Here is a 25,250-nt window from a genome sequence, read left to right on the forward strand (position 1 = left end):
AAGAAAACATGCTGGACATTTTACTAACGAATATCGGTCAATTGTTAACAATGGATCAAGAAGATGGCTTGTTAAGACAGGAAGCGATGAATACGCTTCCTGTTATCGAAAATGGTGCAGTTGGTATTGAAGACGGTGTAATTACTTTCGTTGGCACAGCGGAAGAAGCGAAAGGGTTACAAGCAAAAGAAATCATTGATTGCGAAGGGAAAATGGTTTCCCCAGGTTTAGTTGATCCTCATACACATCTTGTATTTGGTGGGTCTCGTGAGAATGAAATTGCTCTTAAGTTACAGGGAGTACCGTACTTAGAAATTTTAGAAAAGGGCGGCGGGATTCTTTCGACTGTGAATGCAACGAAGCAAGCGTCGAAAGAAGAGCTTGTGCAGAAGGCGAAATTTCATTTGGATCGTATGTTATCGTTCGGAGTCACAACAGTAGAAGCGAAAAGTGGCTACGGATTAGATGATGAAACAGAGTGGAAGCAATTAGAAGTTACGGCACAGCTTCAAAAAGAGCATCCAATTGATTTAGTTTCAACATTTTTAGGAGCACATGCTGTTCCGAAAGAGTACAAAGGAAAATCAAAAGAATTTTTACAATGGATGCTAGATTTATTACCAGAGATGAAAGAAAAACAATTAGCGGAGTTCGTTGATATCTTCTGTGAAACAGGGGTATTCTCTGTAGAAGAATCGAAAGAGTTCTTATTAAAGGCGAAAGAACTTGGTTTTGATGTGAAAATTCATGCAGATGAAATTGATCCACTTGGTGGTGCAGAAGCGGCAGCAGAAATTGGTGCGGCATCAGCAGACCATTTAGTTGGAGCATCAGATAAAGGGATTGAAATGCTCGCAAATTCAAATACAGTTGCAACATTACTTCCAGGAACAACTTTCTATTTAAATAAAGAAAGTTTTGCACGTGGACGTAAAATGATTGACGAAGGTGTAGCGGTTGCTTTAGCGACAGATTTTAACCCAGGTAGCTGCCCGACTGAAAACATTCAGCTGATTATGAGTATTGCAATGTTGAAACTAAAAATGACACCAGAAGAAGTTTGGAATGCTGTAACAGTTAACTCAGCATATGCGATCAATCGCGGCGATGTTGCGGGGAAAATTCGCGTTGGACGTAAGGCTGACTTAGTTTTATGGGATGCATATAATTATGCATATGTTCCTTATCATTACGGTGTGAGTCATGTAAATACAGTATGGAAGAATGGTAATCTTGCATATACAAGAGGTGACAAAGCGTGGAGCAAGGCCACTATTTAAAGAAAAATGCAAAGTTTATAGATCGTGAAGTAACGAAATGGAGCGATATGATTCAAGTTTGGGATGGGGAAGAAATCTTTGGAGCGGCTTTAATTGGTGCGCCGCTCTCTAAACCTTCTATTAGTCATTCAGGTGCATGTTTTGCACCGAAAACCATTCGCACAATGCTAGATGCATATAGCACATACGCAATTACAGAAGAGCATGATATGAAAGAAAGTGTCTTGTATGATTGTGGCGATATTACAATGCATGTAACAGATATAAAAGAAAGCCATGCTCGCATCGCCAAGACGGTTAGTCATTTGACGAAAGTGAATCCACAAATGGTACCGATCGTTCTTGGAGGAGATCATTCCATTAGTTTTCCTAGTATAAGTGGGTTTGCAAGTAGTAAAGGAAAGGTTGGTATTATCCAATTTGATGCGCATCATGATTTACGTAATCTAGAAGATGGAGGACCATCGAATGGAACGCCGTTTCGTAGTTTACTAGAAAATGATGTGATTACAGGGAAGCAGCTTGTTCAAATTGGCATTCGTAATTTCTCAAATGCTCGTACGTACCATGAATATGCAAAAGAGCATGGTGTGACGGTGTATACAATGAAGCATGTTCGAGAGATAGCGATTAAAGATATAATTACAGAAAGTATTGAAATCTTACGTAGACAAGGGGTTACAGCTATTTATGTGTCTGTTGATATGGATGTATTAGATCAGGCATTTGCACCAGGATGTCCAGCAATCGGTCCAGGTGGCATGGACAGTACGACGTTACTTGATGCGATTACGGCACTTGGTCAAGAACCACTTGTTCAAGGTATGGATATTGTAGAAATCGATCCAACGCTCGATTTTCGTGATATGACGAGTCGTGTGGCTGCTCAGGTGATTATGAGCTTTCTGCTAGCCAGAGAAACGATTAGTAAGCAAGTTAGCATATGAAAAAAGAAGTCTCTCCTTATTTGGAGAGGCTTCTTTGTATTGTTTTATATATGAATATTATATGATAAGAGCTTATAAATTGACGTACGAGTTGGTAAGAAATTATGATTCATATATGAAATATTTTAAAAGTTATTGTGAAAAATTGAAGGCTTAATTACAAAAAGGTATAGGGGGAATCAAAATGACAAATGAAAAGAGCAAAACAGCAAGTATATATGAAGGTACGAATATAAATAATTGGGGATCATTTCAAAATGTGGAAGAAACGAAGTTATTTGATCCAATTCAAATTGGTGCTTGGTCTCTTCGTAATCGTGTGGCAATGGCACCGCTGACTCGTTGTTTTGCTGATGATGAAACAGGAGTAGTTGGGGCTGATGTAGTCGAGTATTACCGGAAACGTGCAGCAGATGGTGTGGGTCTAATCATTACAGAAGGAATTGTAATTAGCCCAAGAGCGAAGGGGAATCCAGGTGTTCCAGGTCTTTATACAAGAGAACAAATTGAGTCTTGGAAACCAGTAACAGAGGCGGTACATAAAGAAGGTGGAACCATTATTGCACAAATATGGCATGTAGGGCGTATGAGTCATCATGAATTAACAGGTGGATTCTTACCACAAGCACCTTCAGCTATAGCAGCACAAGGAAATGTCCCGCGTTTTCGAAAGCCATTTGATACGCCAGAAGCAATGACGATAGAAGAAATTCAAGAAACGGTCGAACAGTATGCGCAAGCTGCTAGGAATGCGATAGAAGCGGGCTTCGATGGGGTAGAAATTCATGGGGCACATGGGTATTTAATTGATCAATTTACTTATGAATTTGCGAATCATCGAAAGGATCAATATGGCGGAGACTTAAAACAAAGGTTAACGTTTATGAAAGAAGTATTACAAGCTGTTATAAGTGCGATTGGTGCAGATAAAACGCTTATTCGTTTTTCGGCATTTAAAGGTGATAATCCTAGCTATATGTGGGAAGATCCTGAAACAGCAATTCAAACTTTCGTAGAGATGTTCCATGAAGTAGGATTAACGATGATCCATCCTTCAACAATGAATTATACGCAAGTGATAGCTGACGGAAAAAACTTGCATCAGTTAGTTCGTAAATATTGGAATGGCATAATTGTAGGAGTGGGGAATTTAAATCCAAAAGAGGCAGAAGAAGCACTACAAGAAGGAGCAATTGATGTAGCAGCATTTGGTAGACCATTGATTGCTAATCCGGATTTTGTGCATCGTGTTAAGCATGGGGAAAGTTTAGAGGAATACGATGCAAAGCAGCATCTTGCTACATTAGTATGAATAATAATAAAAGAAGAGCACATAAGGTGTTCTTCTTTTATTGTGTAAGAAAAAATATTAGAAAATGGTCTGATAGGAGGAGCGAAAGTGAATGAAACGCTACTCGTTATTATTAGTATATTACTATTGTTATTAATACTTTTTATCACCTTTTTTATGGTTACATTTTTTATAAAGAAACGAACTCATCACTCTCTCTTAAAACTTCATCCGTACTTAGGAAGGATGCGATTTTTACTGAAGAAGATAGGACCTGAATTTCGGCAGTATTGGTTTGATAATGATACAGATGGAAACCCTTTTTTACGTTATGATTTTCAAAGTGTAATGTTTTTAGCGAAATATCGATCTGAAGTTCTTGGTTTTGGTTCAAAGCGGGATTTTGAGGCATCTGGATATTATATTACAAACGCTTTGTTCCGAATTTTTACAGCAAAAGCGATTCATCGTGAGTTTAAAGAAATGGAAACAATACTTGAACAAGCAACAGAATGAGATGTGATAGATTATGATATAAAAGAGTAAATGGTTTTCCATTTACTCTTTTTCTATTTCGTAATTATGCCTAGGTGGGGAAATAGGTAAGTAAATATCTACAGTTGTTCCCTTATTTAATTTACTTGAAATTTGTAGCTTACCGTGATGTTCTTCGATAATTTTATAGCACATCATTAAGCCTAGTCCAGTTCCTTTTTCTTTTAAACTATAGAAAGGTTCACCTAAACGAGAAATACGATCTTTTGGAATGCCACAGCCCTCATCTATAATACGGATTAAAATGAATTTTTCACCCAATTGCTTTGTTTGAATGAAAATATTCCCCCCGCGAGGCATAGCTTCAATCGCATTTTTTAGTACATTAATAAAGACTTGCTTTAGTTGATTACCATCACATTGAATTTCTGGTATGGCAGAAAGGTGATCCATAATAATATGTGTACTATGCATGATGGCAGTAGGCAAAATAAAGGTTACAACTTCTTCAATTAATGACTGGATTTGACAAGAGTGAATAGAGAGTACCTGTGGTTTTGACATTGCCATAAATTGGCTTGTGATTGATTCCATTTGCGAAATTTCACTTAACATCACATCTATATACCATTTGTTTTGTTCATTAATCTCGGGCTTTAATAATGTTAAGAATCCTTTTAACGCTGTTAATGGATTTCTTATTTCATGAGCGATTCCTGCTGTTAATTGTCCAACTACCGCTAATTTTTCAGATTTTCGTAGTAATTTTTCGGTTTCCTTCAATTCAGTAACATCCCTACCCATAACAATGAGCCCTTTACGTGAACCATCAGGGTGGAAGAGTGGTACTTTTGAAAGATCTAAAATAATATTAGATGTACTTTTATGTATGATAAATTCTTCACCATGAATAATTTGTTTTTTTTGCCATGCAAGTTCATCAATTTCTTCGCAATGTAAAAACGCTTCACGATATGCCTCATTATACTGAATGAGTTCACTATCTTTTTTTCCGTGATACGGAACATCATGGAAATCAAAGCAAGAAAGAGCGTAATCGTTTGCTTCTAGCCAGCGCCCTTCATGATCTTTAAAAATAACAAAGGCAGGCATTGAGTCCATTAATGTACGCAGTCGTTTTTCGCTTTCTTTTAACATTTTTTCGATTCTTTCAGATTTCTCGAGCGGCTTCATAATTGCATATACACCAGAAAGTTGATTTTGAATAAAAATAGGAACTAATTTTGTAACTACATCTATTTGATATCCATCTTTATGGCGGGTAGAAATTATGTATTCTTCTTGATTATCAGTTGTAGTATTTTTTATATATTGCAGTACTTGGTCAGAAATATGTGCTTCTATAATAGAGGTAATTGTTTTTCCTTCTAATTCCTCTGAAGTATATCCAAATATTTTTTCCGCAGAGGGATTAATGTGTAATATGATTCCTTGTAAGTTCAATGAAATAATACTATCAGGATTATGTTCGAAAAGGGATGCATACATTTCTGTTAATGAATAATTTTGTGTATGATTTCGCAAACGACGAGGTATGACCGAATGACGATTTTTTTGAATAAATGAGAACTTTTTACGACTCATAACTTTTCCTCCGTGCAGTTAGCATCTAAAACAGATTCAATAACCTATTATAAATATAATATATGAAAAACGTTATATATTTCTATAAAAAACAAAGTTACAGAATAGCATGTGTTTTCGTTCTTTTTAATTGGTTATGATTACAACACCTTCTCTATTATAAAACAAACAATATGCATATGGCTGTTAAGTAAATCTTATGGGATTCCATAAGATTGATATAAGTTATTTTTTTAGCTATATACAATAAAATAAAAATATAAAGGGGGAGGGGCATATGACAAGTTATATTCAAGGGATTGATCATGTACAAGTAGCAGCACCTGCAGGGTGTGAAGAAGAGGCGAGAGATTTTTATGGATATAAAATCGGTTTAGAAGAAATTCCAAAACCTGAAGAATTAAGAAAACGTGGTGGTTGTTGGTTCCGTTGTGGAAATCAAGAAATTCATATAGGGGTAGAAGCAACTTTTTCTCCGGCTAAAAAAGCACATCCAGCTTTTTATGTTCACAAAATTGATGAATTTAAGCAAAGATTAATTGAGCAAGGGATTCAAGTCATAGATGATCATGCTCGCCTGGATGTAATTAGATTTTATGTTTTCGATCCGTTTGGGAATCGACTAGAATTTATGGAGAATAAATAAAAAACTAGGTGGAGTTCCACCTAGTTTTTAACTCTTTCTAAACAATCCTAATACTTCAACAGTCTCTGTAATATTAACGAATGCTTGTGGGTCAATTTCAGAAATGGCTAGTTTCATACCAGCAAGCTCTTCTCGTGAAACAACAGTCATAAGCACACGCTTTTTTTCACTTGAGTATGCACCTTCACCATCAAGAAGTGTAATTCCACGTACAACCGTTGAAAGAAGTTTCTTTTTCATTTCTTCAGCTTGATTTGTTACAATCATAAGTGTAACTTTACGATGTTTCGTATGAACAGCATCGATTACTTTACCTGTTACATAGATTGAAAGTAAGCTCGTTAATGCTACATCCCAGTCAAAGAAAAATCCAGCAATGATAACAACGACTGTATTTAAAATAATGAGGAAACCACCAAGTTTAATATCTCTTTTGCGAGATAATAGCATACCAATAATATCAAATCCGCCCGTAGAACCATAACAATTAAAGACAAGACCAATTCCTGCTCCTGCAATTACGCCGCCAAATACAGAAGAAAGAAGCGGATCTTTTGCGACGATTTGTACTGGAATCCAGTATAATGCTGCAGATAATACGACAACAGAGACAACTGTATTAAAAATTACTTTTTTTCCAAGACCTATGTATCCTAAAATAAGAATAGGTAAGTTTAATGCAAAGTTAATAATTCCTGTGTTTACAGGGGTTACAATTCCTAAGATAATAGCAATTCCGCCAATTCCACTACTTAAAATCTTGTGGGGGATAAGGAAAAGATTAAAGGCAACTGCAATAATGATAGAACCAATAATAACTCCAAGAAATCTAACCATCTTTTTCCCGTCCTTCACTAAAAAATCATATTATTTCAAAATTATATATGAAATTGAAAGTTTTAGGGGAAAACAGTTTATTTCGGGAAATTAGACTAATTTAAAAAATCAAATTACTTTTCGAACTTTATTAAAGAGGTGTGAAGCTATGGAAATTAAAACGTATCAACAGAAAAGTCCTTTGAAACAGGAGTGCGAGGATGCCTTTTTTTGTAACGAAGATGTGATGGTATATGGTGTGTGCGATGGTGCAACACCACTTATACCATTTCAAGATGAGAAAGAACATAATGGAGCGTATCTTGCATCTCATTTATTTGCAAGTCATTTTACATCGCTAAAAGAAGTAATAAGTTTACAAGAGGTAATTACAAACGCAAATGAAGCATTACAAGAAAAAATGATAGATTATCAGATTGATACGACAAAGAAAGAACATTTATGGTGTACATGTATTGCTGTAATCCATATAAAGGATAGAAGCATTCAATATGCGCAGCTTGGTGACTGTATGATTGTTGCTACATTGCATGATGGAACGATGAAAGTGCTAACAAAAGATACAGTAAAAGGGATTAGTACACGAGCGAAAAGAAAACGTGAAGAAGATAGAAAAAAAGGACTTCCTGTACCGGAAGAACATCTATTTCATGACAGTAGGCAGCAATTAAAATATAATCGTTATCTTGCCAATATGCCAAATGGGTATTCAGTAGCAAACGGGATGCCAGAAGCAATCCCTTGGATCCAACAAGGAGAATTACCACTTGCTGAAGTGAAAGGAATATTTATTTGTTCGGATGGATTATTCCACCCAGATTGGTCACTTGAACAAACAGTGCAATATGTAAGAGGGCATAGTATAGAGGAATATGTTTCTATAATAGAAGAATTAGAAGAACAAAAGAGGATTCACCCAGATGATAAAACGATAATTATGATTGAGTTGTAAAAGGAGGGTTCGGAATGGAAATTAAACAAGCGAAGTTGAAGTTTCAAGATGAATTGCAGCCACTGCAAAATGTAACAAAACTTATCATTCATCATACAGCTGAAGATGGATGGGATGTGTATAAAACACATGAATTCCACCAAAAGGTAAGAGGTTGGAGCGGTATTGGATATAATTATTTTATCGAAGAAGATGGGACTGTGTTTGAAGGTAGGGGATTATATGTTGGAGCCCATGCAAAAGGATATAATAGTGAAACGATAGGGATTTGCATGGCAGGTAATTTTGATAAATACGATCCAACTTTCGCACAAATAGATTCTTTACATTTGCTATGTAAGAACTTTATGAAGCAGTTTTCTATATGTGAAGAACATATACTGGGTCATCGTGAATTAGAAGGTGTCACAAAAACTTGTCCAGGAACACGTTTTTCTATGGTAGAGTTAAGGGAAATATTATCGCAAAAATAGAGGAGAAGATGAGGCGTGATGAATATAAAAATACCAAATGAAAAGAAAGATGAGCTTGTAGAACAAATTCAGCAGTTTTTTGAAGAGGAAGACTTAGATACAATCGGGCGTTTTCAAGCAGAGCGTTTAATAGAAGAAATGATAAAATTAATTGGGCCATATGCATATAATCAAGCGATTAGGGACGCGAGAAAATTAATTACAGATAAGTTGTCAAATATAGAAGAGGATTTATATGTATTAGAAAAGCAGGATGGTAAGTAAAAGGGCTTTTAATAGGCTCTTTTTACTTATGTTCTTTATGTTCATGTACTCTTGAATTATTGAACTACCCCCACCTACCTCTACAAGAGCTTGAGGTGGGAGATTCTCCTGTCTCTGTCCTCACAAAAACAGTTCCTCCCGTTCAACAAAGAGGATACAACGATATAGAGTTCGATAGTGTCTATATAGAATGTATGAAGGTGCCTCTAATGCTAATTTTCCTTTCAAAATGTAGGAGAGGCAGGGGTTTTTTTGTGGAAGGAAAATGGAAGATTACTGTCGAAGGGAGTAGAAACAGATTAAAGGTGGTGCTCTCATGCAAAAGAAAGAGGTACATACATGTTCTTATTGTGGCTCTAATGATATTGGGGAAGGTGAGTTTGTTGGATATGCGCAAATAAGAAAAAAAGAGACGATGTTTACGTCTTCTCCAGTGGATGCTTATATTTGTACGGATTGTGGAAATATACTTTTATTGAAAGTGCGAAATTATCATAAGTTTAAGCAGAAACCACTATGATACATGAAAAAGAGGAGTATCCAATATTGAATACAAATCGTCTTATATTAAGAGGAATTAGCGTAGGTGATATTTTAGATACATATGAAGAAACCAATAGAGGAGAGTAGCTTGATCAGGTAACTCTCCTCTATTGATTTATAAAAAGATTGAATTTTCTAACAATAAAATTGACAAGGAGTCAATTTCTTTCCTATACTGTTATAAATGTATACAAAATAGATAGAAGTGAGGGAGTATATGAAAAAGAGCGAGGGAGAGTTTCAAAGCATTATAGAAAGAGAGAATGGGTTGCAAAGAGGACTGTCTACGAGGCAGTTATCGATGATTGCGATTGGTGGGGCAATTGGAACAGGTTTATTTTTAGGAAGTGGTATGGCAATAGGATTAGCAGGTCCAAGTGTTTTGCTTAGCTATGGAATAGGTGCAGTTATTGCTTTTTTATTGATGGGGTGTTTAGCTGAAATGACAGTAGCGCATCCAACATCGGGATCATTTGGGGCATATGCAGAGCATTATATTGGACAGTGGGCTGGTTTTACAGTTCGCTATGCATATTGGGCAAGCATTGTAGCTGCGGTCGGAACAGAGGTAACAGCAGTTTCTGTCTATATGAAATACTGGTTCCCAACTGCGCCAGGCTGGATTTGGGTCATTCTTTTTTCAGGCCTACTTATTTTTGTAAATGCTACTAGTGTCAATTTATTTGGAACAATTGAATATTGGTTTTCAATGATTAAAATTATCGCTATTCTAGGCTTTATTTTGTTAGGGGCTTATGTTGTATTTGGTACAAATGCTAATCTTGAAATGGGTGTGCAAAATTACATAAATGATGGAGGATTTTTTCCAAATGGTTGGTGGGGTATGTGGGTGGCTGTTTGTGTTGCTATATTTAGTTACCTGAGTATCGAAATGATTGCTGTTACAGCTGGAGAGGCGAAAGATCCAGAAAAAGCAGTTCCAAAGGCTCTTCGTTCAACAATCTATCGATTAATTATATTTTATTTATGTACATTAGCTCTCATGTTGATGATTGTTCCTTGGAAAGCTGCTGGTGTGGATAAAAGTCCATTTGTTAAAGTAATGGAGTTACTTCATATTACAGGTGCGTCTGGTATCATGAATTTTGTCGTGTTAATTGCAGCATTATCGGCGATGAATAGCCAATTATATATTACAACGCGCATGATGTTTTCATTATCAAGGGCTGGATATGCACCAAAGCGCTTTGGAACACTTAGTAAGAGAGGAGTTCCTGTTTCGGCTTTGTTCTTGTCTACAATTGGAATCGCGTTAGCAACCATAGTTACGATTGTTTCTCCTAATCAAGCGTTCATGTTAATGATGGGAATCTCCATGTTTGGAGCGATGTTCACATGGATGATGATTTTTGTTACTCATTTATATTTCAGAAAAAAGTGGGATGAGAATGGTGGAAGAAAGCTGCCGGTACGTATGTGGGGATTTCCGTATTTTACTATATTAGGTGTGATATTAATGTTGGCAATTATTATCACAACATGGTTTACGGATATGTTTAAAACTACGTTATTGACAGGGGTTCCGTTTCTACTAATGATAAGCATCGGATATATGGTATGGAAGAAAGTCAATGAAAGAAATATAGTCATAGAAAAAGATAGGACATCAAGAGATGTGGAATAAAAAGGTTACTATAACTCAGTTAGAAAATTATTTCCGCAGAAATAATTCAGAAAATACAGAAAAATAAAACTGCTAACCGCGGAAGTTTGGTATAATATCTAAAAAAATGAAAACGCTTTAATGGGAGGTTGGACAAAAATGATGATGAATGTGCCATTAACAATTAGTTCAATGATAGAAAGGGCAGAAAATCTGTTTCCAAAGAAAGAAATTGTTTCGCGTACACATGACACGATTACCACTTTAACATACAAGCAATTAGGAGAGCGAACGAGAAGACTCTCTAGCGCATTGAAGAAATTAGGGATAAAAGAGGGAGAACGAGTTGGAACTTTAGCATGGAATCATCATCGTCACGTGGAAGCATATTTCGCAATTCCGGGTATTGGATCTGTCTTGCATACAATTAATATTCGTTTATCTGCTGGGCATATTTCCTATATTATTGGACATGCAGAAGACCGCATTTTACTTGTTGATGAAGACCTTGTACCTCTCGTTGAAAAAATTAAAGATGAACTATCGACTGTACAAGCATACATCATTATGACCGATAAAAAAGAACTTCCAGAAACTTCTCTAGATCCTGTCTATCACTATGAACAACTTCTTACGGAAGGGGATCCTGATTTCCAATTCTTAAAAGATATTGATGAAAACGCACCAGCTGGCATGTGTTATACGTCAGCGACAACAGGTAATCCGAAAGGTGTTGTATATACGCATCGTAGCACGGTACTTCATTGTATGGCTTTAGGACTCGCGGATACAGCAGCATTATCTGAAAGTGATGCTGCAATGGCGATTGTTCCAATGTTTCATGTGAATGCTTGGGGACTGCCGTTTGCAGCAACGTGGTTTGGATCGAAACAAGTGTTACCTGGCCCGATGTTTACACCGAAAATTTTATTAGAAATGATTCAGAATGAAAAAGTGACGTTGGCTGCTGGTGTGCCAACGATTTGGCTTGGTGTTTTACAAGAGTTAGAAAATAGTGATTATGATCTATCAAGTATGAAACGAATTTTATGTGGAGGCGCTGCTGCACCTAAAAGTGTGATAGCTGCGTTCGAACAAAAACATAATGTTCCTTTTGTACATGCATACGGTATGACTGAAACAAGCCCACTTGTGACGCTTGCACGGTTAAAAAGCTATGAGACAGATTTATCCTACGAAGACCAGCTTGAAATTAGGTCAAAGCAAGGGTATCTTGTACCAGGCGTTGAGATGAAAGTAGTTGGAGCGGATGGAGAAGTAAAATGGGACGGAACTGAAATGGGAGAACTCTGTTTACGAGCACCGTGGATTGCTGCAAGTTATTATAACGATGAACGAACTGTCGAAGGATTCCGTGATGGTTGGTTATATACAGGTGATGTTGTTACAGTTGATGAAGAAGGATGCATTAAAATTGTTGACCGTACAAAAGATGTGATTAAAAGTGGAGGTGAGTGGATCTCATCTATAGATTTAGAAAACGCTTTAATGGCACATGAGGCTGTATTTGAAGCAGCTGTTGTTGCGGTTCCTCATCCGGAGTGGCAGGAACGGCCTGTTGCATGTGTTGTACAAAAGCAAAAGAGTTCTGTAACGAAAGAAGAATTATATGAATTTTTACGACCGCAGTTTGCGAAGTGGTGGTTACCAGACGATATTATTTTTATGGAGGCGATTCCAAAAACATCCGTCGGAAAATTTTTGAAACAAGCATTACGAAAAGAACTAGAGAATTTGCATAAAGGTAGCGAAAAATAATTTATTAGAAGAGGCGATTCCTGCCAATGGGAGTCGCTTTTTTATATTGAATCATGTTCATTTATAGTGGTTTTAATTGTTAACTGAAATTATAAAAGTGTTGACAATAATACAAGAGAAAAGGTAAGATAACACCAATGATATGTTATCTTATGATAACTTGTAGTTTACAAATGGGAGAAATAAATACATGAATACAAAGAATTTAGTTTTTGTTGCTTTATTTAGTGCAATTATGGGTGTGTTGGGACTAATACCACCAATTGCGCTTTCTGTTACACCTGTTCCTATTACATTGCAATCTCTTGGTGTTATGCTTGCGGGAGGATTACTTGGATCTCGTCTTGGTGCATTAAGTCAAATGGTTTTCTTGTTTGTTGTTGGAGTAGGAGCACCATTATTAGCTGGTGGTCGCGGTGGTCCAGGCGTATTTGTTAGTCCAAGTGCAGGGTATTTAATCGGATATATTGTTGGAGCCTTTGTGATTGGGTATCTTGTAGAGCGTTTAAGCCATGTATCTGTTATAAAAGTATTCTTGATTAATATAATTGGCGGGATTCTAGTTGTTTATGTATTTGGCGTGGCTGTTCAAGCATTTATCATGGATATTTCTGTATGGCAAGCCATTAAAGTAAGTGTCGTATTTTTACCAGGTGATTTTGTCAAAGCTGTGATAGCAGCAATTCTTGTACCTAGATTACATCGTTCATTGAAACATGTGATTACACCTGCTTTAAAGAAAGATAAAATCTCAAACGCTAGTTAAAGAACGTAAGAGACTTTATAACAAAAAGAAACACGTATTAGCGTGTTTCTTTTTGTTATCCCGTATTAACGGGCAGTAATACTCCCGCCTCAAAATTCGGTGGAAGCAAAGAAGTTAGGTGGGAGATAAACTGCCCGTAAAGGCCCGATTGGTGAGGGCTAATAATCAGTAGGGGATGAAGCCCCCTCACTGATTAAAGTTTCACTTTATCTGAAAGGAAAGGATGAATAGTAATGGGAATTACATCGTCTTATAAAAAACATATACAGATACATCCCGATAAAATAGCAATAAGGGAAAAGGATAGAATACTAACATATAAAGAATGGCATGAATTTGTTTGCCAAGTTGCAAATTGGCTTAATAAAGAAAAAACAACGAATAAAACGGTTGCGATTTTACTAGAGAATCGCATTGAATTTTTACAAATCTTTGCAGGTGCTGCAATGGCAGGGTGGGTTTGTGTTCCGCTTGATTTAAAGTGGAAACATAATGAGCTTAAGGAAAGGTTGAAGCTTGCTAATCCATCTATTGTAATTACTGAACAATATAAGATGAGTGAAATACCACTAATAGATGGAAAGGTATTCTCGATTCATGAATATAATCAAATGATAGGTGATCAGTTACATATATACCACTCTTCAGAAAGTGTAAAAAAATGCTCGTTCTATATGGGGTTTACATCGGGGGCAACTGGGAAAGCGAAGGCATTTCTTAGAGCGCAGGATTCTTGGGTTCATAGCTTTGATTGCAATTTACATGATTTCCATATGAAGAATAATGATACGGTTTTGCTTGCTGGTACATTGGTTCATTCTCTTTTTTTATATGGGGCAATAAGTGCGCTATATTTAGGGCAAACAGTGTATCTTGTAGAAAAGTTTATCCCAAATCATGTTCTATCTATATTGGAACAAGAGAAGATTTCAGTAATGTACACCGTTCCAACGATGCTAGAGGCATTATATAAAGAAGAAAGTGTTATTGAACAAGAAATAAAAATTATTTCTTCAGGAGCAAAATGGGAAGCTGAAGCAAAAAGGAAAGTAAAAACCGTATTTCCAGATGCAAAAAAATATGAATTCTATGGTGCTTCTGAATTAAGTTTTGTCACAGCACTAACAGATGTAGAAAGTGAAAGAAAAGCATCTTCAGTTGGAAAGCCATGTCATAACGTGCAAATTCGGATATGTAACGAAAAAGGTGAGGAATTAAAGCAGGGTGAAATTGGAACTGTTTATGTGAAAAGTAATCAGTTTTTTATGGGATATGTACTGAACGGAGATCTTTCTTGTCAAGTTACAGAAAGTGGTTGGATGACTGTACATGATATAGGTTATGTGGATAAAGAAGGATTCTTATATATTGTGGGTAGAGAGAAAAATATGATTTTATTTGGAGGTATAAATATTTTTCCAGAGGAGATAGAGAGTGTATTATCTGCTCATCCGCATGTTGAAGAAATTGTAGTTGTTGGAATAAAAGATGAATATTGGGGCGAAAAACCTGTTGCTATGGTAAAAGGAAGAGCTACGAGACAAGAATTAAAAAGTTTTTGTTTACAACGACTATCCTCATTTAAAATTCCGAAAGAGTGGCATTTTGTTAATGAAATTCCACATACAAGTAGCGGAAAAATTGCCCGTGAAATAGCAAGAAATGTAATTGAGAATCAGGAGATAGTTTATGAATAGAGCGGTCATTGTAGAGGCGAAGCGAACACCGATTGGTAAGGAAAATGGAATGTTGAAAGGATACGAGGTTCAGCAACTGACAACTCCTTTGTTAGCACATTTGAGTAAAGGAATAGAGAACAAAATAGACGATGTAATATTAGGAAACGTTGTTGGGCCAGGTGGAAATGTTGCACGGTTATCGGCACTTGAAGCTGGACTTCCGTTTGCAGTACCAGGTGTAACAATTGATCGCCAGTGTGGTGCTGGGTTAGAAGCGATTCGGATGGCTTGTCACCTTATTCGAGGTGGGGCAGGTAGTTGCTATATTGCTGGAGGGGTGGAAAGTACAAGCACATCTCCCTTTCAGAAGAGAGCTCGTTTTTCGCCTGAGCGTATCGGAGATCCAGATATGGGAATAGCAGCTGAATATGTAGCAGAGAAATATAAAATTACAAGGGATATGCAGGATGAATATGCTTGTTTCAGTTATAAAAGAACATTGGAAGCACTTGAAAAAGGATATTTAAAAGAAGAAATGATTCCAATTTCTTTAAATGTAACGGAGGATGAAACGATAAAATATGGAATGAATTATGAACGAATCATAAAGAGAACAAGACCGGCTTTTTTACAAGGGGGAACGGTAACAGCAGGTAACTCATGCGGTGTAAATGATGGAGCTTGTGCTGTACTTGTAATGGAGGAACAGAAAGCTCATGCACTTGGTTATAAGCCGATTCTTCGGTTTGTTAGTAGTGCTGTCATTGGTGTAAATCCTCTTTTACCAGGTAGTGGGCCTATATTTGCTGTGCGAAAGTTATTACAAGATCAGAACCTATCAATAGACGATGTTGATTACATTGAAATGAATGAGGCTTTTGCTGCTAAAATTGTAGCTTGTGCACAAGAACTACAAATCCCATATGATAAACTAAATGTGAATGGCGGAGCGATTGCTCTTGGTCACCCTTATGGTGCATCTGGAGCGATGCTTGTTACTCGATTATTCTACCAAGTACAAAGAGGAGAAGCAAAGTATGTAATTGCAACGTTAGGTATTGGTGGAGGAATTGGGCTTGCGCTATTGTTTGAGAGAGTAGAGAACCAGAAGTAATCTAGTTTTCTACTTTTTTGGTTTATAGACATTACTTTCATCATTTCCTCCGATTGTGAAACGTATGTTCTTTTTACGGGAGGATTTCAGCTCATAATCTAGAATTATATAGCTTGGAAGCTCAATGGATAAAATGGAAAGAGGAGACTATATGAATCATTTATTACAAGTTCGAGCAACTGGAGTTTTGATTGAAGAAGAAAAACTTTTAATTGTAAAACAAAAAGTTTCTGATCGGAATTGGTCTTTACCAGGTGGGAGAGTAGAGAACGGAGAAACATTAGAAGAAGCAATCATTCGAGAAATGAGAGAAGAGACGGGCTTAGAAACTAGAATTAAAAAATTACTCTATGTTTGTGATAAGCCAGATGCTACACCATCGTTACTACATATTACATTTTTGTTAGAAAAGGTGTCAGGAGAGATTATGCTACCATCTAATGAATTTGATTATAATCCAATTCATGATGTAAAAATGGTACCAATAACAGAATTAGGTGATTATCATTTTTCTGAGACATTTATCGAACTTATTGAAAAAGGATTCCTTAATGCAGGAACTTATCAAGAATTGAAACAAAATATTGGCTTGTAAGTATATAAAAATATAAAGGGTAGCCTGATGCTATCCTTTATATTTCATTTCAAACTGTTTCTTGTGATAAATGAACAAGCTGAGCTAAAAATTCTTCACCTGTAACAAGCGCTTTTCCACCACCACGAGCATTTTTTTGATTACCGCCGCCTTTACCTTCAATAGTAGGGAGGGCATTTTTTAAAATTGCATTCATGTTTGCTGTTACTGCTTTCCCACATGCAAGAACACATTGTATTTTTTCTTCATTTTCGGTAATAAAGTATGTAATCGAGTGTTCATTTTGTTCGGTAATGATAGCCGCTAATTTCGCAATTTCCTGCATGGACCGATTTGTAAAGACTTTAGAAATGAGTTCTCCGGCATGTATGTCTTTGGATTGTTGCAGTAATTCATTTGCTTCTACGAGTAGTAGCTTTTCGGTCATAGTTTGTAGTGCTTTTTCGTTTTCTTTCTGAGAGGTGAGAAGCTGGGTTACTTTATTTGGAATATCATTTTCATTACTATTTAACAGTTTGGAAACGTCTTTAATAATGTGTTGATGGTGCTCCATTAACTTGAGTACACGCCATCCTGCAACAAAGGTTAAACGGATGCCACCTTTATTTCGCTCCCAATCTATTATATGAATCGGTCCTACTTCACCTGTATATTTTGGATGTGTTCCACCACACCCGTTGTAATCGTAGTTTTCAATGATTACAACGCGAATATCTTCTGTAATTGTTGGTTCTTTTCTAAGAGGTAATTGTTTAGCTTCCTCTAAGTTCATCCATTTAATATGGATAGGATGGTTTTCAAAGACGACTTGATTTGCGATTTGCAGTGCACTATTAGCTGTTTCTATTGAAAGTTCAGGCGTGTCTAAATCAATTGTTACCGTTTCTTTTCCAAGATGAAAACCAATTGTAGGAATATCAAAATGATCCCAAAAGGCAGCAGATAGAATATGCTGAGCGGTATGCTGTTGCATATGATCGAAACGACGCTGCCAATTGATTTTACCTATTACTTCTTTCGTATGTAATTCACTTGAAATAAAATGACGGATTTCGTCATTAACTTCTTCAACATTGATGACGGAAATATCATTTAATGTTCCTGTGTCATGTGGTTGACCGCCACCGTTTGGGTAAAATGCTGTTTCTGTTAAAGTCACATATAAATTTCCATTATTATCATAGTCCTGTTTTATAAGTTGTGCTGTAAATGATTGCTGATAGGCGTCGGTGTAATATATTTTTTGATTCACTGTAGTACTCCTCTCTATATCACTAGTCTCATTGTAAAACAAACTAAATAAGTTTCCTAATATTTCAAAAGAAAAAATCTCTTTTTTAGAATTTTCTTGCTATAATAAGAGAAAGAGCATATACGGGGGTGGATGAAATGCTGTATGAAAATGGTGTGGACAAATTGATTCGTCTCAATACAAATATTTCTGAACTATATCGAGAATTACATGACATGACTCGTACTTTAACAGAATGTAATCGAGAGAGTGTAACATTCGATCGGTTATATGTGAAAGAGTTATTATGGAAAAAGGAAGATGTGTCCGCTATGTACGATCAGCTTCTCGTTCAACTTTGTATCAATGAATGCTTTGATTTAAAAAGTGTCATTACTGGTGAATACAAATATACGTATGAGGAAGTAGAAAATGCAGTTCTTGCATTTAATGAAAAGTATGATGTGAACATCTTAATTAAGGATGTTTGTAAAGAGTTACAGTTTACATATGGTATAGATATGGAGCTATCTAGGACAGCTCGGGTATAAATATAATTTATTATTGAAAAAGGAAAGCAGGTTCTTTGCTTTCTTTTTTGTATGAAATATGGGGAGTAGGTATAGGTATGAGGGGAAAGTTACAACATATTCATCCGCTGGGGATGAGTATTATTATGGGGACGCTATTTGCAAGGTTTGCAACTTCAATGAGTATTCCTTTTCTAGCAATTTATTTGACAACTGTAAAAGATATATCAGCTGCGATGACAGGTGCAATTATTGGAACGAGCGCATTAGTTGGAGTGTTTGCTAGTTTTATTGGTGGGAATTTATCAGATCGATTTGGTCGTAAAACAATAATGATATGGTCTATCGTTATTTGGGTTTTTGTATTTATCGGATTTTCGGTTGCAGACCACGTTCTAACTTTCTTTTTATTAAACGCATTAAATGGTCTATGCCGTTCCTTCTTTGAACCGACATCAAGAGCGTTATTATCTGATTTAACGAAACCGGAGTATCGTTTACTTGCGTATAACTTACGATACGGTGCGATAAATGTCGGTGTGGCAATTGGACCGCTTGTAGGGTTGCAAATTGGAAGCGCGAAATCAACAATGCCGTTTTTAATAGCGGCTGGAGTATACATTGTATATGCGGTGATATTGGCAATGCAATTTAAAAAGTATCAACTGAATGAAAAAACAATGGATACAATAGAACCTGTAACGATGATACATGCAATTCGTATTTTAAGAAAAGATATTGTTTTCTTGGTTGCTTTAGTTGGAATTATTTTAAGTAACAGTGGTTTTTCACATTTTACAACAACAGCCTCTCAATACTTTGCGAACTCTTATGTATTTCAAGATGGCGTGACATTATTCTCATATATGCTAACATTAAACGCAATTACAGTAGTAATTATACAATACCCTGTTATTCAGATTTGTAAGAAGTATACACCACTTGTATCGATTATGATTGGCACGCTATTTGTTAGTGGAGGGCTCATTGGCTTTGGAACCGGAGAATCAATCATCAGCATTGTTCTTTACACGATTATTTTTACAATAGGAGAAGTGTTAATGTTTTCAATGACAGATGTGTTTATTGATGATATTTCAGTCCCACACTTAAAAGGAACGTATTTTGGAGCAATGGGATTTTCAGGGGTTGGTGGTGTAATTGGCCCTTGGTTTGGGGGAGTACTGTTAGATTATTACGGATATCAAAATGGTTTGGCTGTATTTTCGATACTAGCTATCTTTTCAGTTATTGCTTTTCCTATTTTTTTATGGACAAGAAGCTTATTATCTAAAAGAAATCGCACTGTAAATTGCAATATGGAAATTGGAATGAAATAGCAGTTGACGGTAAAGCTAATTGTTTCTTAATCAATCCCTCTATTAGAAGTTTAATTTCATATAAAGCACAGAAAAAACAGGGTAAGAAAAGTTAGCAATAAACTGTTCTTACTCTGTTTTTATATAACGCTTTAATTTGAAAAAAGCACTTTGTTTTCATGCTTATTTGCAACTTCAGTTTTCGAAATGTGTATGGAAAGAAAGCCATTTTCTAAACAGGCTAGCATTTTTTTATAGATAATGTTAGCAGGTAAAGAAATTGTTCGCTGTAAGGATGAATTTTTATGAAAGATATGAATTGTTAGGCCTGTCTCCATCTTGTTTATAAGTACATTTTGTTCTGAAACATTAGGGATATCAGTTTCTAAAATGTACTCTTGATCCGTTTCGCAAAGATCAATGTGGATGTGATTAGGGAAACTGAAGTTGTCATATGAATCAGAGCAAAACTGATCCATCCATTCTTCAAAACCATCAACACGAAAAAGACAATTTTTCTTTTTCTTGCCCATGTAAGACACCCTCCGTAAAGTCTCAATTCATATTATAATATGCATTAAGAAATTAGAGGTGAGAAGCAAACTAGAAAATACGTCGACGGGTTTATCTCGCTATTTGAGGGGCAGTAAGACTCCCACCTCAAAATTCAGCGGAAGCAAAGAAGTTAGGTGGGAGATGTAGAAACCCCCACTAATTAAAGTTTCACTTTATTGCAAGTGGTTTAAGCGAGAAGGACAATGCGTATGCATTGCCCTTCTTTTACATATCATGATGTGCGTGATTTTTTTGTCTTGAATGATTTCGATTTTTTACTTTATGAGACCCACTTAATGGCTCAGGTTGCCCAGAAGGCTGTCCTTTTTTTGTATTTTGACGAATGGATTTGCTATTGTTTTTTTCCATGTTGTCACCTCCCTCTTGTATTTAGAATGAGAGAACTTTGTAAATTTATACGAGAATGTTTTTATGAAAAAAGGTAAAGATAAGTGAGACTAATTATAAAAGAAAGGGGAAAGCGTATGCCGTATCATAAAGATAAACAGCAAGCTTTTCAAGCCGCACAACAAGGAGTCGTGCAAGCGGAAAACTTATATAACAATATTGTGAAAAATGACCCGAATTATGGTCATGATTTAAAACATTTACGACAAGAAGTTCAAGAAGCATATGAACAAATTCAAAATGCATTAGAAGTAGCATCTGAAACGCAACGTCCACAACTTGAGCAGTTTGAAAGTAACTTACAAAATATTATGCGAGATGTGGATCAGTTAAATGATTGAACAGGTTGTTGTATGATTTCAACAACCTGTTCAATCGTAGGGTTAATATGTTGAGAAGAAAAATTTCTATAATCATTATTTGTTTGATTGGTTTCGTACATATATATCACGTGGACAGAGTAGAAGCAAAAATGTTAATGAGAAAAGAATTGGAACCTACTGGTTATGTAACATGGGAAGTACCGAATAACGAAAAACTTATTGCAATTACATTTGACGATGGCCCAGATCCCACATATACTCCTCAAGTACTCAATTTATTGCGACAGTATAAAGCTGAAGCAACTTTTTTTATGATTGGTTTTCGAATTCAACGGAACCCATATTTAGTTAACAGGGTACTTAAGGAAGGGCATGAAATTGGAAATCATACGATGAATCATTTATATGCAAGAGATGCATCTAATGAAAAATTAAAAAATGATATTTTAGAGGAGAAACGATATTTACAAAAATGGGTAAAGGGACCTCTACTTTTTCGTCCACCAGGAGGATATATTAACGATGCGGTATTTGCAACAGCAAAAGAAGCAGGTTATCAAATTGTATTGTGGTCTTGGAATCAAGATCCGAAAGATTGGGCAGACCCAGGTACTGAATCTATTGTGAAGCATGTTGTAACAAATGCTAAAAGTGGTGATATAGTGTTATTGCATGATGGTGGAAGTGATCGAAGTCAAACTGTAGCTGCATTAGAAAAAATTTTGCCGGCCCTTCAAAAAGAAGGGTATCGATTTGTGAAGGTTTCAGAATTATTGCGTTATAAACATTAAAAATCCCAAAAGGAGTACCTTTTGGGATTTTTCATTATTGGTTCTTCTTGCGTTTTTTATTATTTTGACGTTGAGCTGGTGTTAGTGGCTCATTGGCGAATTCCTCATTATAACCAGCTCCTTGTCCCTGTGCTGATGTAGCGTTCATTCCTTGAATGATATGATTTGCTTTACGTTTTCCCATTTGTAGTCACCCCTATAATATTTTCTTAACAAAACAAATAATGAGCTGTTCATTACATGTATGAACAGAGTAGAAAAGCTTCAAAAAGGAAGCTTTACTTTATGGTAATAGTATTCATAAGGAGAACGAAGGCTATTCAAATTACAGGAGATAAAGAAAACTTATAATAAACTATAAGTTTCTTATTATTTACTTATTTAGAAAGTTGTAATAAGATATTATCGTAAGGTATTGAAAAGTTTGTCTACATTTTATATTCAGACAACTCAGTCATGTTTAACAGGGGGGAAACATAATGGTCAAACATAATCCATTTCAATCTCGTGAAACATTTGAAGTAGATGGGAAAACGTATCATTATTATCAATTGAAAGCGCTTGAAAACGCAGGGGTTGGCAATGTATCACAATTACCGTATTCAATTAAAGTTTTGCTTGAATCTGTACTTCGTCAAGTTGATGGACGTGTAATTACAGAAGAGCATGTTACAAATTTAGCAAAGTGGGGAACAAAAGATGTTCAAGATATCGATGTTCCATTTAAACCATCTCGCGTAATTTTACAAGACTTCACAGGTGTTCCAGCTGTCGTTGATTTGGCTTCACTTCGAAAAGCGATGGCAGACATGGGTGGGGATCCTGATAAAATTAATCCGGAAATTACTGTAGACCTTGTAATCGATCACTCTGTACAGGTTGATAGAGCGGGTACAGCAGACGCGCTTGAATTCAACATGGACTTAGAGTTTAAACGTAATGAAGAACGTTATAAATTTTTAAGCTGGGCACAAAAATCATTTGATAATTATCGTGCAGTTCCACCAGCAACAGGTATTGTACACCAAGTAAACCTTGAGTATTTAGCACCAGTTGTTCATGCTGTGAAAAATGCTGAAGGTGAATTAATTGCATATCCAGATTCGTTAGTTGGAACAGACTCTCATACTACAATGATTAATGGTATCGGCGTTCTTGGATGGGGCGTTGGTGGTATTGAGGCAGAGGCAGGGATGCTTGGACAACCTTCATACTTCCCGGTACCAGAAGTTATCGGTGTTAAGTTAACTGGTACACTTCCAAGTGGTACAACAGCAACAGACGTTGCTTTAAAAGTAACGCAAGTGTTACGTCAAAAAGGTGTAGTTGGTAAATTTGTTGAGTTCTTTGGTAGCGGATTAAAGAGCATGCCTTTAGCTGACCGTGCAACAATTTCAAACATGGCACCAGAATACGGCGCAACTTGTGGATTCTTCCCAATTGACGAGATTTCATTAGATTACTTACGTTTAACAGGAAGAGATGAAGAACAAATTCGCGTTGTTGAAGAATACTGTAAAGCAAACGGTTTATTCTATACAGCAGATAGCAAAGATCCAATTTATACAGACCTTGTTGAAATTGATTTAAATACAATTGAATCTAACCTTTCAGGACCAAAACGTCCACAAGATTTAATCCCACTTTCAAATATGAAAGATGAGTTCCACAAAGCCGTTGTAGCACCAGTTGGAACACAAGGACTTGGATTCAATGAACAAGAATTTGATAAAGAAGTGAAAGTTGCATTAAAAGATCAGGAAGTAACGATGAAAACAGGTGCAATTGCAATCGCTGCAATTACAAGCTGTACAAATACATCTAACCCATATGTATTAATTGGTGCAGGTTTAGTTGCGAAAAAAGCAATTGAAAAAGGTCTTAAAGTACCTGGTTATGTAAAAACATCATTAGCTCCAGGATCTAAAGTTGTTACAGAATACTTAGATAAATCAGGTTTAACAACATATTTAGATCAATTAGGATTCCAAACAGTTGGTTACGGCTGTACAACTTGCATTGGTAACTCTGGTCCGTTAGCACCAGAATTAGAAGAAGCAATTGCAGCAAACGACTTATTAGTAACATCTGTTTTATCTGGTAACCGTAACTTTGAAGGTCGTATTCATCCGCTTGTAAAAGCGAACTACTTAGCATCACCACCACTTGTTGTGGCATATGCGCTTGCTGGTACTGTTGATATCGACTTGAAAAACGATGCAATCGGTAAAGATGAAAACGGTAATCCGATTTACTTTAATGACATTTGGCCATCAGCGAAAGAAATTGAAGAAGTGGTTCAAAGCGTCGTAACATCTGAACTGTTCAAAAAAGAATATGCACAAGTATTTAATAGTAACGAACGCTGGAATGAAATCCAAACTTCAAATGAAGCGTTATATACTTGGGATAATGACTCAACTTATATTCAAAATCCACCGTTCTTTGAAGGTTTATCAAAAGAACCAGGTGAAGTAGAAACACTTTCAGGTTTACGTGTAGTTGGTAAATTTGGAGACTCTGTAACAACAGACCATATTTCACCAGCGGGTTCAATTGGTAAACATACGCCAGCGGGCCGTTATTTATTAGAAAATGGCGTACAGCCAGTTGACTTTAACTCTTATGGTTCTCGCCGTGGTAACCATGAGGTTATGATGCGTGGTACATTCGCAAACATCCGTATTAAAAACCAAATCGCACCAGGAACAGAAGGTGGATATACAACTTACTGGCCAACTGGCGAGGTAACATCTATCTATGACGCTGCAATGAAATATAAAGAAGACGGCACTGGCCTTCTTGTAGTTGCTGGTAAAGATTACGGTATGGGAAGCTCTCGTGACTGGGCTGCGAAAGGTACAAACCTTTTAGGTATTAAAGCAGTTATCGCAGAAAGCTTCGAGCGTATTCACCGTAGTAACCTTGTATTAATGGGTGTATTACCACTACAATTTAAAGATGGCGAAAGTGCAGAAACATTGGGTCTTGTTGGTAACGAATCATTTGAAATTCAAATCGACAAAACAGTGAAACCACGCGATCTTGTAAAAGTAGTTGCAACCACTCCAGAAGGAAACGAAAAGCAATTTGAAGTAGTAGCACGTTTTGATAGTGAAGTTGAAATCGACTATTACCGTCATGGTGGTATCTTGCAAATGGTTCTTCGTGAGAAAATTGAAGAGTCTAAAGTATCAAATTAA

The 25,250-nt window shown here is 36.3% G+C and carries 25 protein-coding genes and 1 pseudogene; 20 read left to right on the forward strand and 6 right to left on the reverse strand.

What is annotated here, in order from left to right; translation table 11 throughout:
• Window positions 1–8: 8 nt before the first annotated feature.
• The 4 genes and pseudogenes from hutI to KFD70_RS16385 all read left to right on the forward strand — a co-directional run.
• Complete coding sequence (gene hutI / locus KFD70_RS16370) at window positions 9–1,280, forward strand: imidazolonepropionase (protein WP_336453065.1); 1,272 nt, start codon at window positions 9–11, stop codon at window positions 1,278–1,280.
• On the forward strand, window positions 1,259–2,227 hold the full coding sequence (gene hutG, locus KFD70_RS16375; protein WP_336453064.1) for a formimidoylglutamase: 969 nt from the start codon (window positions 1,259–1,261) through the stop codon (window positions 2,225–2,227). The genes hutI and hutG overlap by 22 nt, the downstream gene beginning before the upstream one ends.
• A gap of 184 nt (window positions 2,228–2,411) precedes the next feature.
• Window positions 2,412–3,539, forward strand: a complete 1,128-nt coding sequence (locus KFD70_RS16380; protein WP_336453063.1) for an alkene reductase — start codon at window positions 2,412–2,414, stop codon at window positions 3,537–3,539.
• 87 nt (window positions 3,540–3,626) lie between these two features.
• Window positions 3,627–3,971: pseudogene (locus KFD70_RS16385) on the forward strand (FMN-binding glutamate synthase family protein); the annotation flags it as partial.
• A gap of 105 nt (window positions 3,972–4,076) precedes the next feature.
• On the opposite strand, the gene KFD70_RS16390 reads toward KFD70_RS16385, so the two are convergent.
• Window positions 4,077–5,618, reverse strand: a complete 1,542-nt coding sequence (locus KFD70_RS16390) for a BA3702 family sensor histidine kinase (RefSeq protein ID WP_336453062.1) — start codon at window positions 5,616–5,618, stop codon at window positions 4,077–4,079.
• 277 nt (window positions 5,619–5,895) lie between these two features.
• Here KFD70_RS16390 and KFD70_RS16395 point away from each other — a divergent pair, with 277 nt between their 5' ends.
• Window positions 5,896–6,264: a VOC family protein gene (locus tag KFD70_RS16395; RefSeq protein ID WP_336453061.1), complete on the forward strand. Its 369-nt coding sequence runs from the start codon at window positions 5,896–5,898 to the stop codon at window positions 6,262–6,264.
• Window positions 6,265–6,291: 27 nt separating this feature from the next.
• Here the strand turns inward: KFD70_RS16395 and KFD70_RS16400 are convergent, their stop codons facing one another.
• On the reverse strand, window positions 6,292–7,101 hold the full coding sequence (locus tag KFD70_RS16400; protein ID WP_336453060.1) for a YitT family protein: 810 nt from the start codon (window positions 7,099–7,101) through the stop codon (window positions 6,292–6,294).
• A 148-nt stretch (window positions 7,102–7,249) separates the two neighbouring features.
• Here KFD70_RS16400 and KFD70_RS16405 point away from each other — a divergent pair, with 148 nt between their 5' ends.
• The 10 genes from KFD70_RS16405 to KFD70_RS16450 all read left to right on the forward strand — a co-directional run bounded on the left by KFD70_RS16405 (window position 7,250) and on the right by KFD70_RS16450 (window position 16,890).
• Window positions 7,250–8,053, forward strand: a complete 804-nt coding sequence (locus KFD70_RS16405; protein WP_336453059.1) for a protein phosphatase 2C domain-containing protein — start codon at window positions 7,250–7,252, stop codon at window positions 8,051–8,053.
• Window positions 8,054–8,067: 14 nt separating this feature from the next.
• Entirely contained in the window at window positions 8,068–8,526 is a 459-nt protein-coding gene (locus KFD70_RS16410; protein ID WP_336453058.1) for a peptidoglycan recognition protein family protein, read from the forward strand.
• Window positions 8,527–8,541: 15 nt separating this feature from the next.
• Window positions 8,542–8,790 carry a DUF2164 domain-containing protein gene (locus KFD70_RS16415; protein WP_336453057.1) on the forward strand — a complete coding sequence of 83 codons (249 nt, stop codon included), beginning with the start codon at window positions 8,542–8,544 and terminating at the stop codon, window positions 8,788–8,790.
• Between the two features lie 316 nt (window positions 8,791–9,106).
• Window positions 9,107–9,310 (forward strand): hypothetical protein, encoded by a 204-nt coding sequence (locus KFD70_RS16420; RefSeq protein WP_336453056.1) that lies wholly within the window; start codon window positions 9,107–9,109, stop codon window positions 9,308–9,310.
• Between the two features lie 240 nt (window positions 9,311–9,550).
• Window positions 9,551–10,978, forward strand: a complete 1,428-nt coding sequence (locus KFD70_RS16425) for an amino acid permease (RefSeq protein ID WP_336453055.1) — start codon at window positions 9,551–9,553, stop codon at window positions 10,976–10,978.
• Window positions 10,979–11,116: 138 nt separating this feature from the next.
• Window positions 11,117–12,736: a long-chain fatty acid--CoA ligase gene (locus KFD70_RS16430; RefSeq protein ID WP_431613245.1), complete on the forward strand. Its 1,620-nt coding sequence runs from the start codon at window positions 11,117–11,119 to the stop codon at window positions 12,734–12,736.
• A 190-nt stretch (window positions 12,737–12,926) separates the two neighbouring features.
• A complete protein-coding gene (locus KFD70_RS16435; protein ID WP_336453053.1) occupies window positions 12,927–13,502 on the forward strand; it encodes a biotin transporter BioY in 576 nt (191 codons plus the stop codon).
• Between the two features lie 233 nt (window positions 13,503–13,735).
• The gene (locus KFD70_RS16440; RefSeq protein ID WP_336453052.1) at window positions 13,736–15,199 is read left to right on the forward strand and encodes an acyl-CoA synthetase; all 1,464 of its coding nucleotides are present in this window, start codon (window positions 13,736–13,738) and stop codon (window positions 15,197–15,199) included.
• Window positions 15,192–16,295: an acetyl-CoA C-acyltransferase gene (locus tag KFD70_RS16445; protein ID WP_336453051.1), complete on the forward strand. Its 1,104-nt coding sequence runs from the start codon at window positions 15,192–15,194 to the stop codon at window positions 16,293–16,295. The genes KFD70_RS16440 and KFD70_RS16445 overlap by 8 nt, the downstream gene beginning before the upstream one ends.
• A gap of 151 nt (window positions 16,296–16,446) precedes the next feature.
• Window positions 16,447–16,890 (forward strand): NUDIX hydrolase, encoded by a 444-nt coding sequence (locus KFD70_RS16450; RefSeq protein ID WP_336453050.1) that lies wholly within the window; start codon window positions 16,447–16,449, stop codon window positions 16,888–16,890.
• Window positions 16,891–16,939: 49 nt separating this feature from the next.
• Here KFD70_RS16450 and KFD70_RS16455 read toward each other — a convergent pair whose 3' ends face one another.
• Window positions 16,940–18,142, reverse strand: coding sequence for an alanyl-tRNA editing protein (locus KFD70_RS16455; RefSeq protein WP_336453049.1), 1,203 nt, complete (start codon window positions 18,140–18,142; stop codon window positions 16,940–16,942).
• Window positions 18,143–18,279: 137 nt separating this feature from the next.
• Between KFD70_RS16455 and KFD70_RS16460 the strand changes: the two genes are divergently transcribed.
• Complete coding sequence (locus KFD70_RS16460; RefSeq protein WP_098492203.1) at window positions 18,280–18,672, forward strand: hypothetical protein; 393 nt, start codon at window positions 18,280–18,282, stop codon at window positions 18,670–18,672.
• Window positions 18,673–18,749: 77 nt separating this feature from the next.
• Complete coding sequence (locus tag KFD70_RS16465; RefSeq protein ID WP_336453048.1) at window positions 18,750–19,991, forward strand: MDR family MFS transporter; 1,242 nt, start codon at window positions 18,750–18,752, stop codon at window positions 19,989–19,991.
• Window positions 19,992–20,122: 131 nt separating this feature from the next.
• Here KFD70_RS16465 and KFD70_RS16470 read toward each other — a convergent pair whose 3' ends face one another.
• Together KFD70_RS16470 and KFD70_RS16475 are read right to left on the reverse strand one after the other, a co-directional pair.
• Complete coding sequence (locus tag KFD70_RS16470) at window positions 20,123–20,503, reverse strand: Hsp20/alpha crystallin family protein (RefSeq protein WP_336453047.1); 381 nt, start codon at window positions 20,501–20,503, stop codon at window positions 20,123–20,125.
• Between the two features lie 247 nt (window positions 20,504–20,750).
• The gene (locus KFD70_RS16475; RefSeq protein ID WP_000414451.1) at window positions 20,751–20,894 is read right to left on the reverse strand and encodes a small acid-soluble spore protein P; all 144 of its coding nucleotides are present in this window, start codon (window positions 20,892–20,894) and stop codon (window positions 20,751–20,753) included.
• A gap of 116 nt (window positions 20,895–21,010) precedes the next feature.
• Here KFD70_RS16475 and KFD70_RS16480 point away from each other — a divergent pair, with 116 nt between their 5' ends.
• Entirely contained in the window at window positions 21,011–21,274 is a 264-nt protein-coding gene (locus KFD70_RS16480; RefSeq protein ID WP_174103786.1) for a hypothetical protein, read from the forward strand.
• Between the two features lie 47 nt (window positions 21,275–21,321).
• Window positions 21,322–22,047 carry a polysaccharide deacetylase family protein gene (locus tag KFD70_RS16485; RefSeq protein WP_336453046.1) on the forward strand — a complete coding sequence of 242 codons (726 nt, stop codon included), beginning with the start codon at window positions 21,322–21,324 and terminating at the stop codon, window positions 22,045–22,047.
• A 34-nt stretch (window positions 22,048–22,081) separates the two neighbouring features.
• On the opposite strand, the gene sspO is transcribed toward KFD70_RS16485, so the two are convergent.
• Complete coding sequence (sspO, locus tag KFD70_RS16490; RefSeq protein WP_336453045.1) at window positions 22,082–22,231, reverse strand: small acid-soluble spore protein SspO; 150 nt, start codon at window positions 22,229–22,231, stop codon at window positions 22,082–22,084.
• A gap of 295 nt (window positions 22,232–22,526) precedes the next feature.
• On the opposite strand from sspO, the gene acnA reads away from it, so the two are divergent.
• Window positions 22,527–25,250, forward strand: coding sequence for an aconitate hydratase AcnA (gene acnA / locus KFD70_RS16495; RefSeq protein ID WP_336453044.1), 2,724 nt, complete (start codon window positions 22,527–22,529; stop codon window positions 25,248–25,250).

Origin of the sequence: Bacillus pfraonensis, assembly GCF_050768835.1 — a bacterium.
Taxonomy (GTDB): Bacteria; Bacillota; Bacilli; order Bacillales; family Bacillaceae_G; genus Bacillus_A; species Bacillus_A pfraonensis.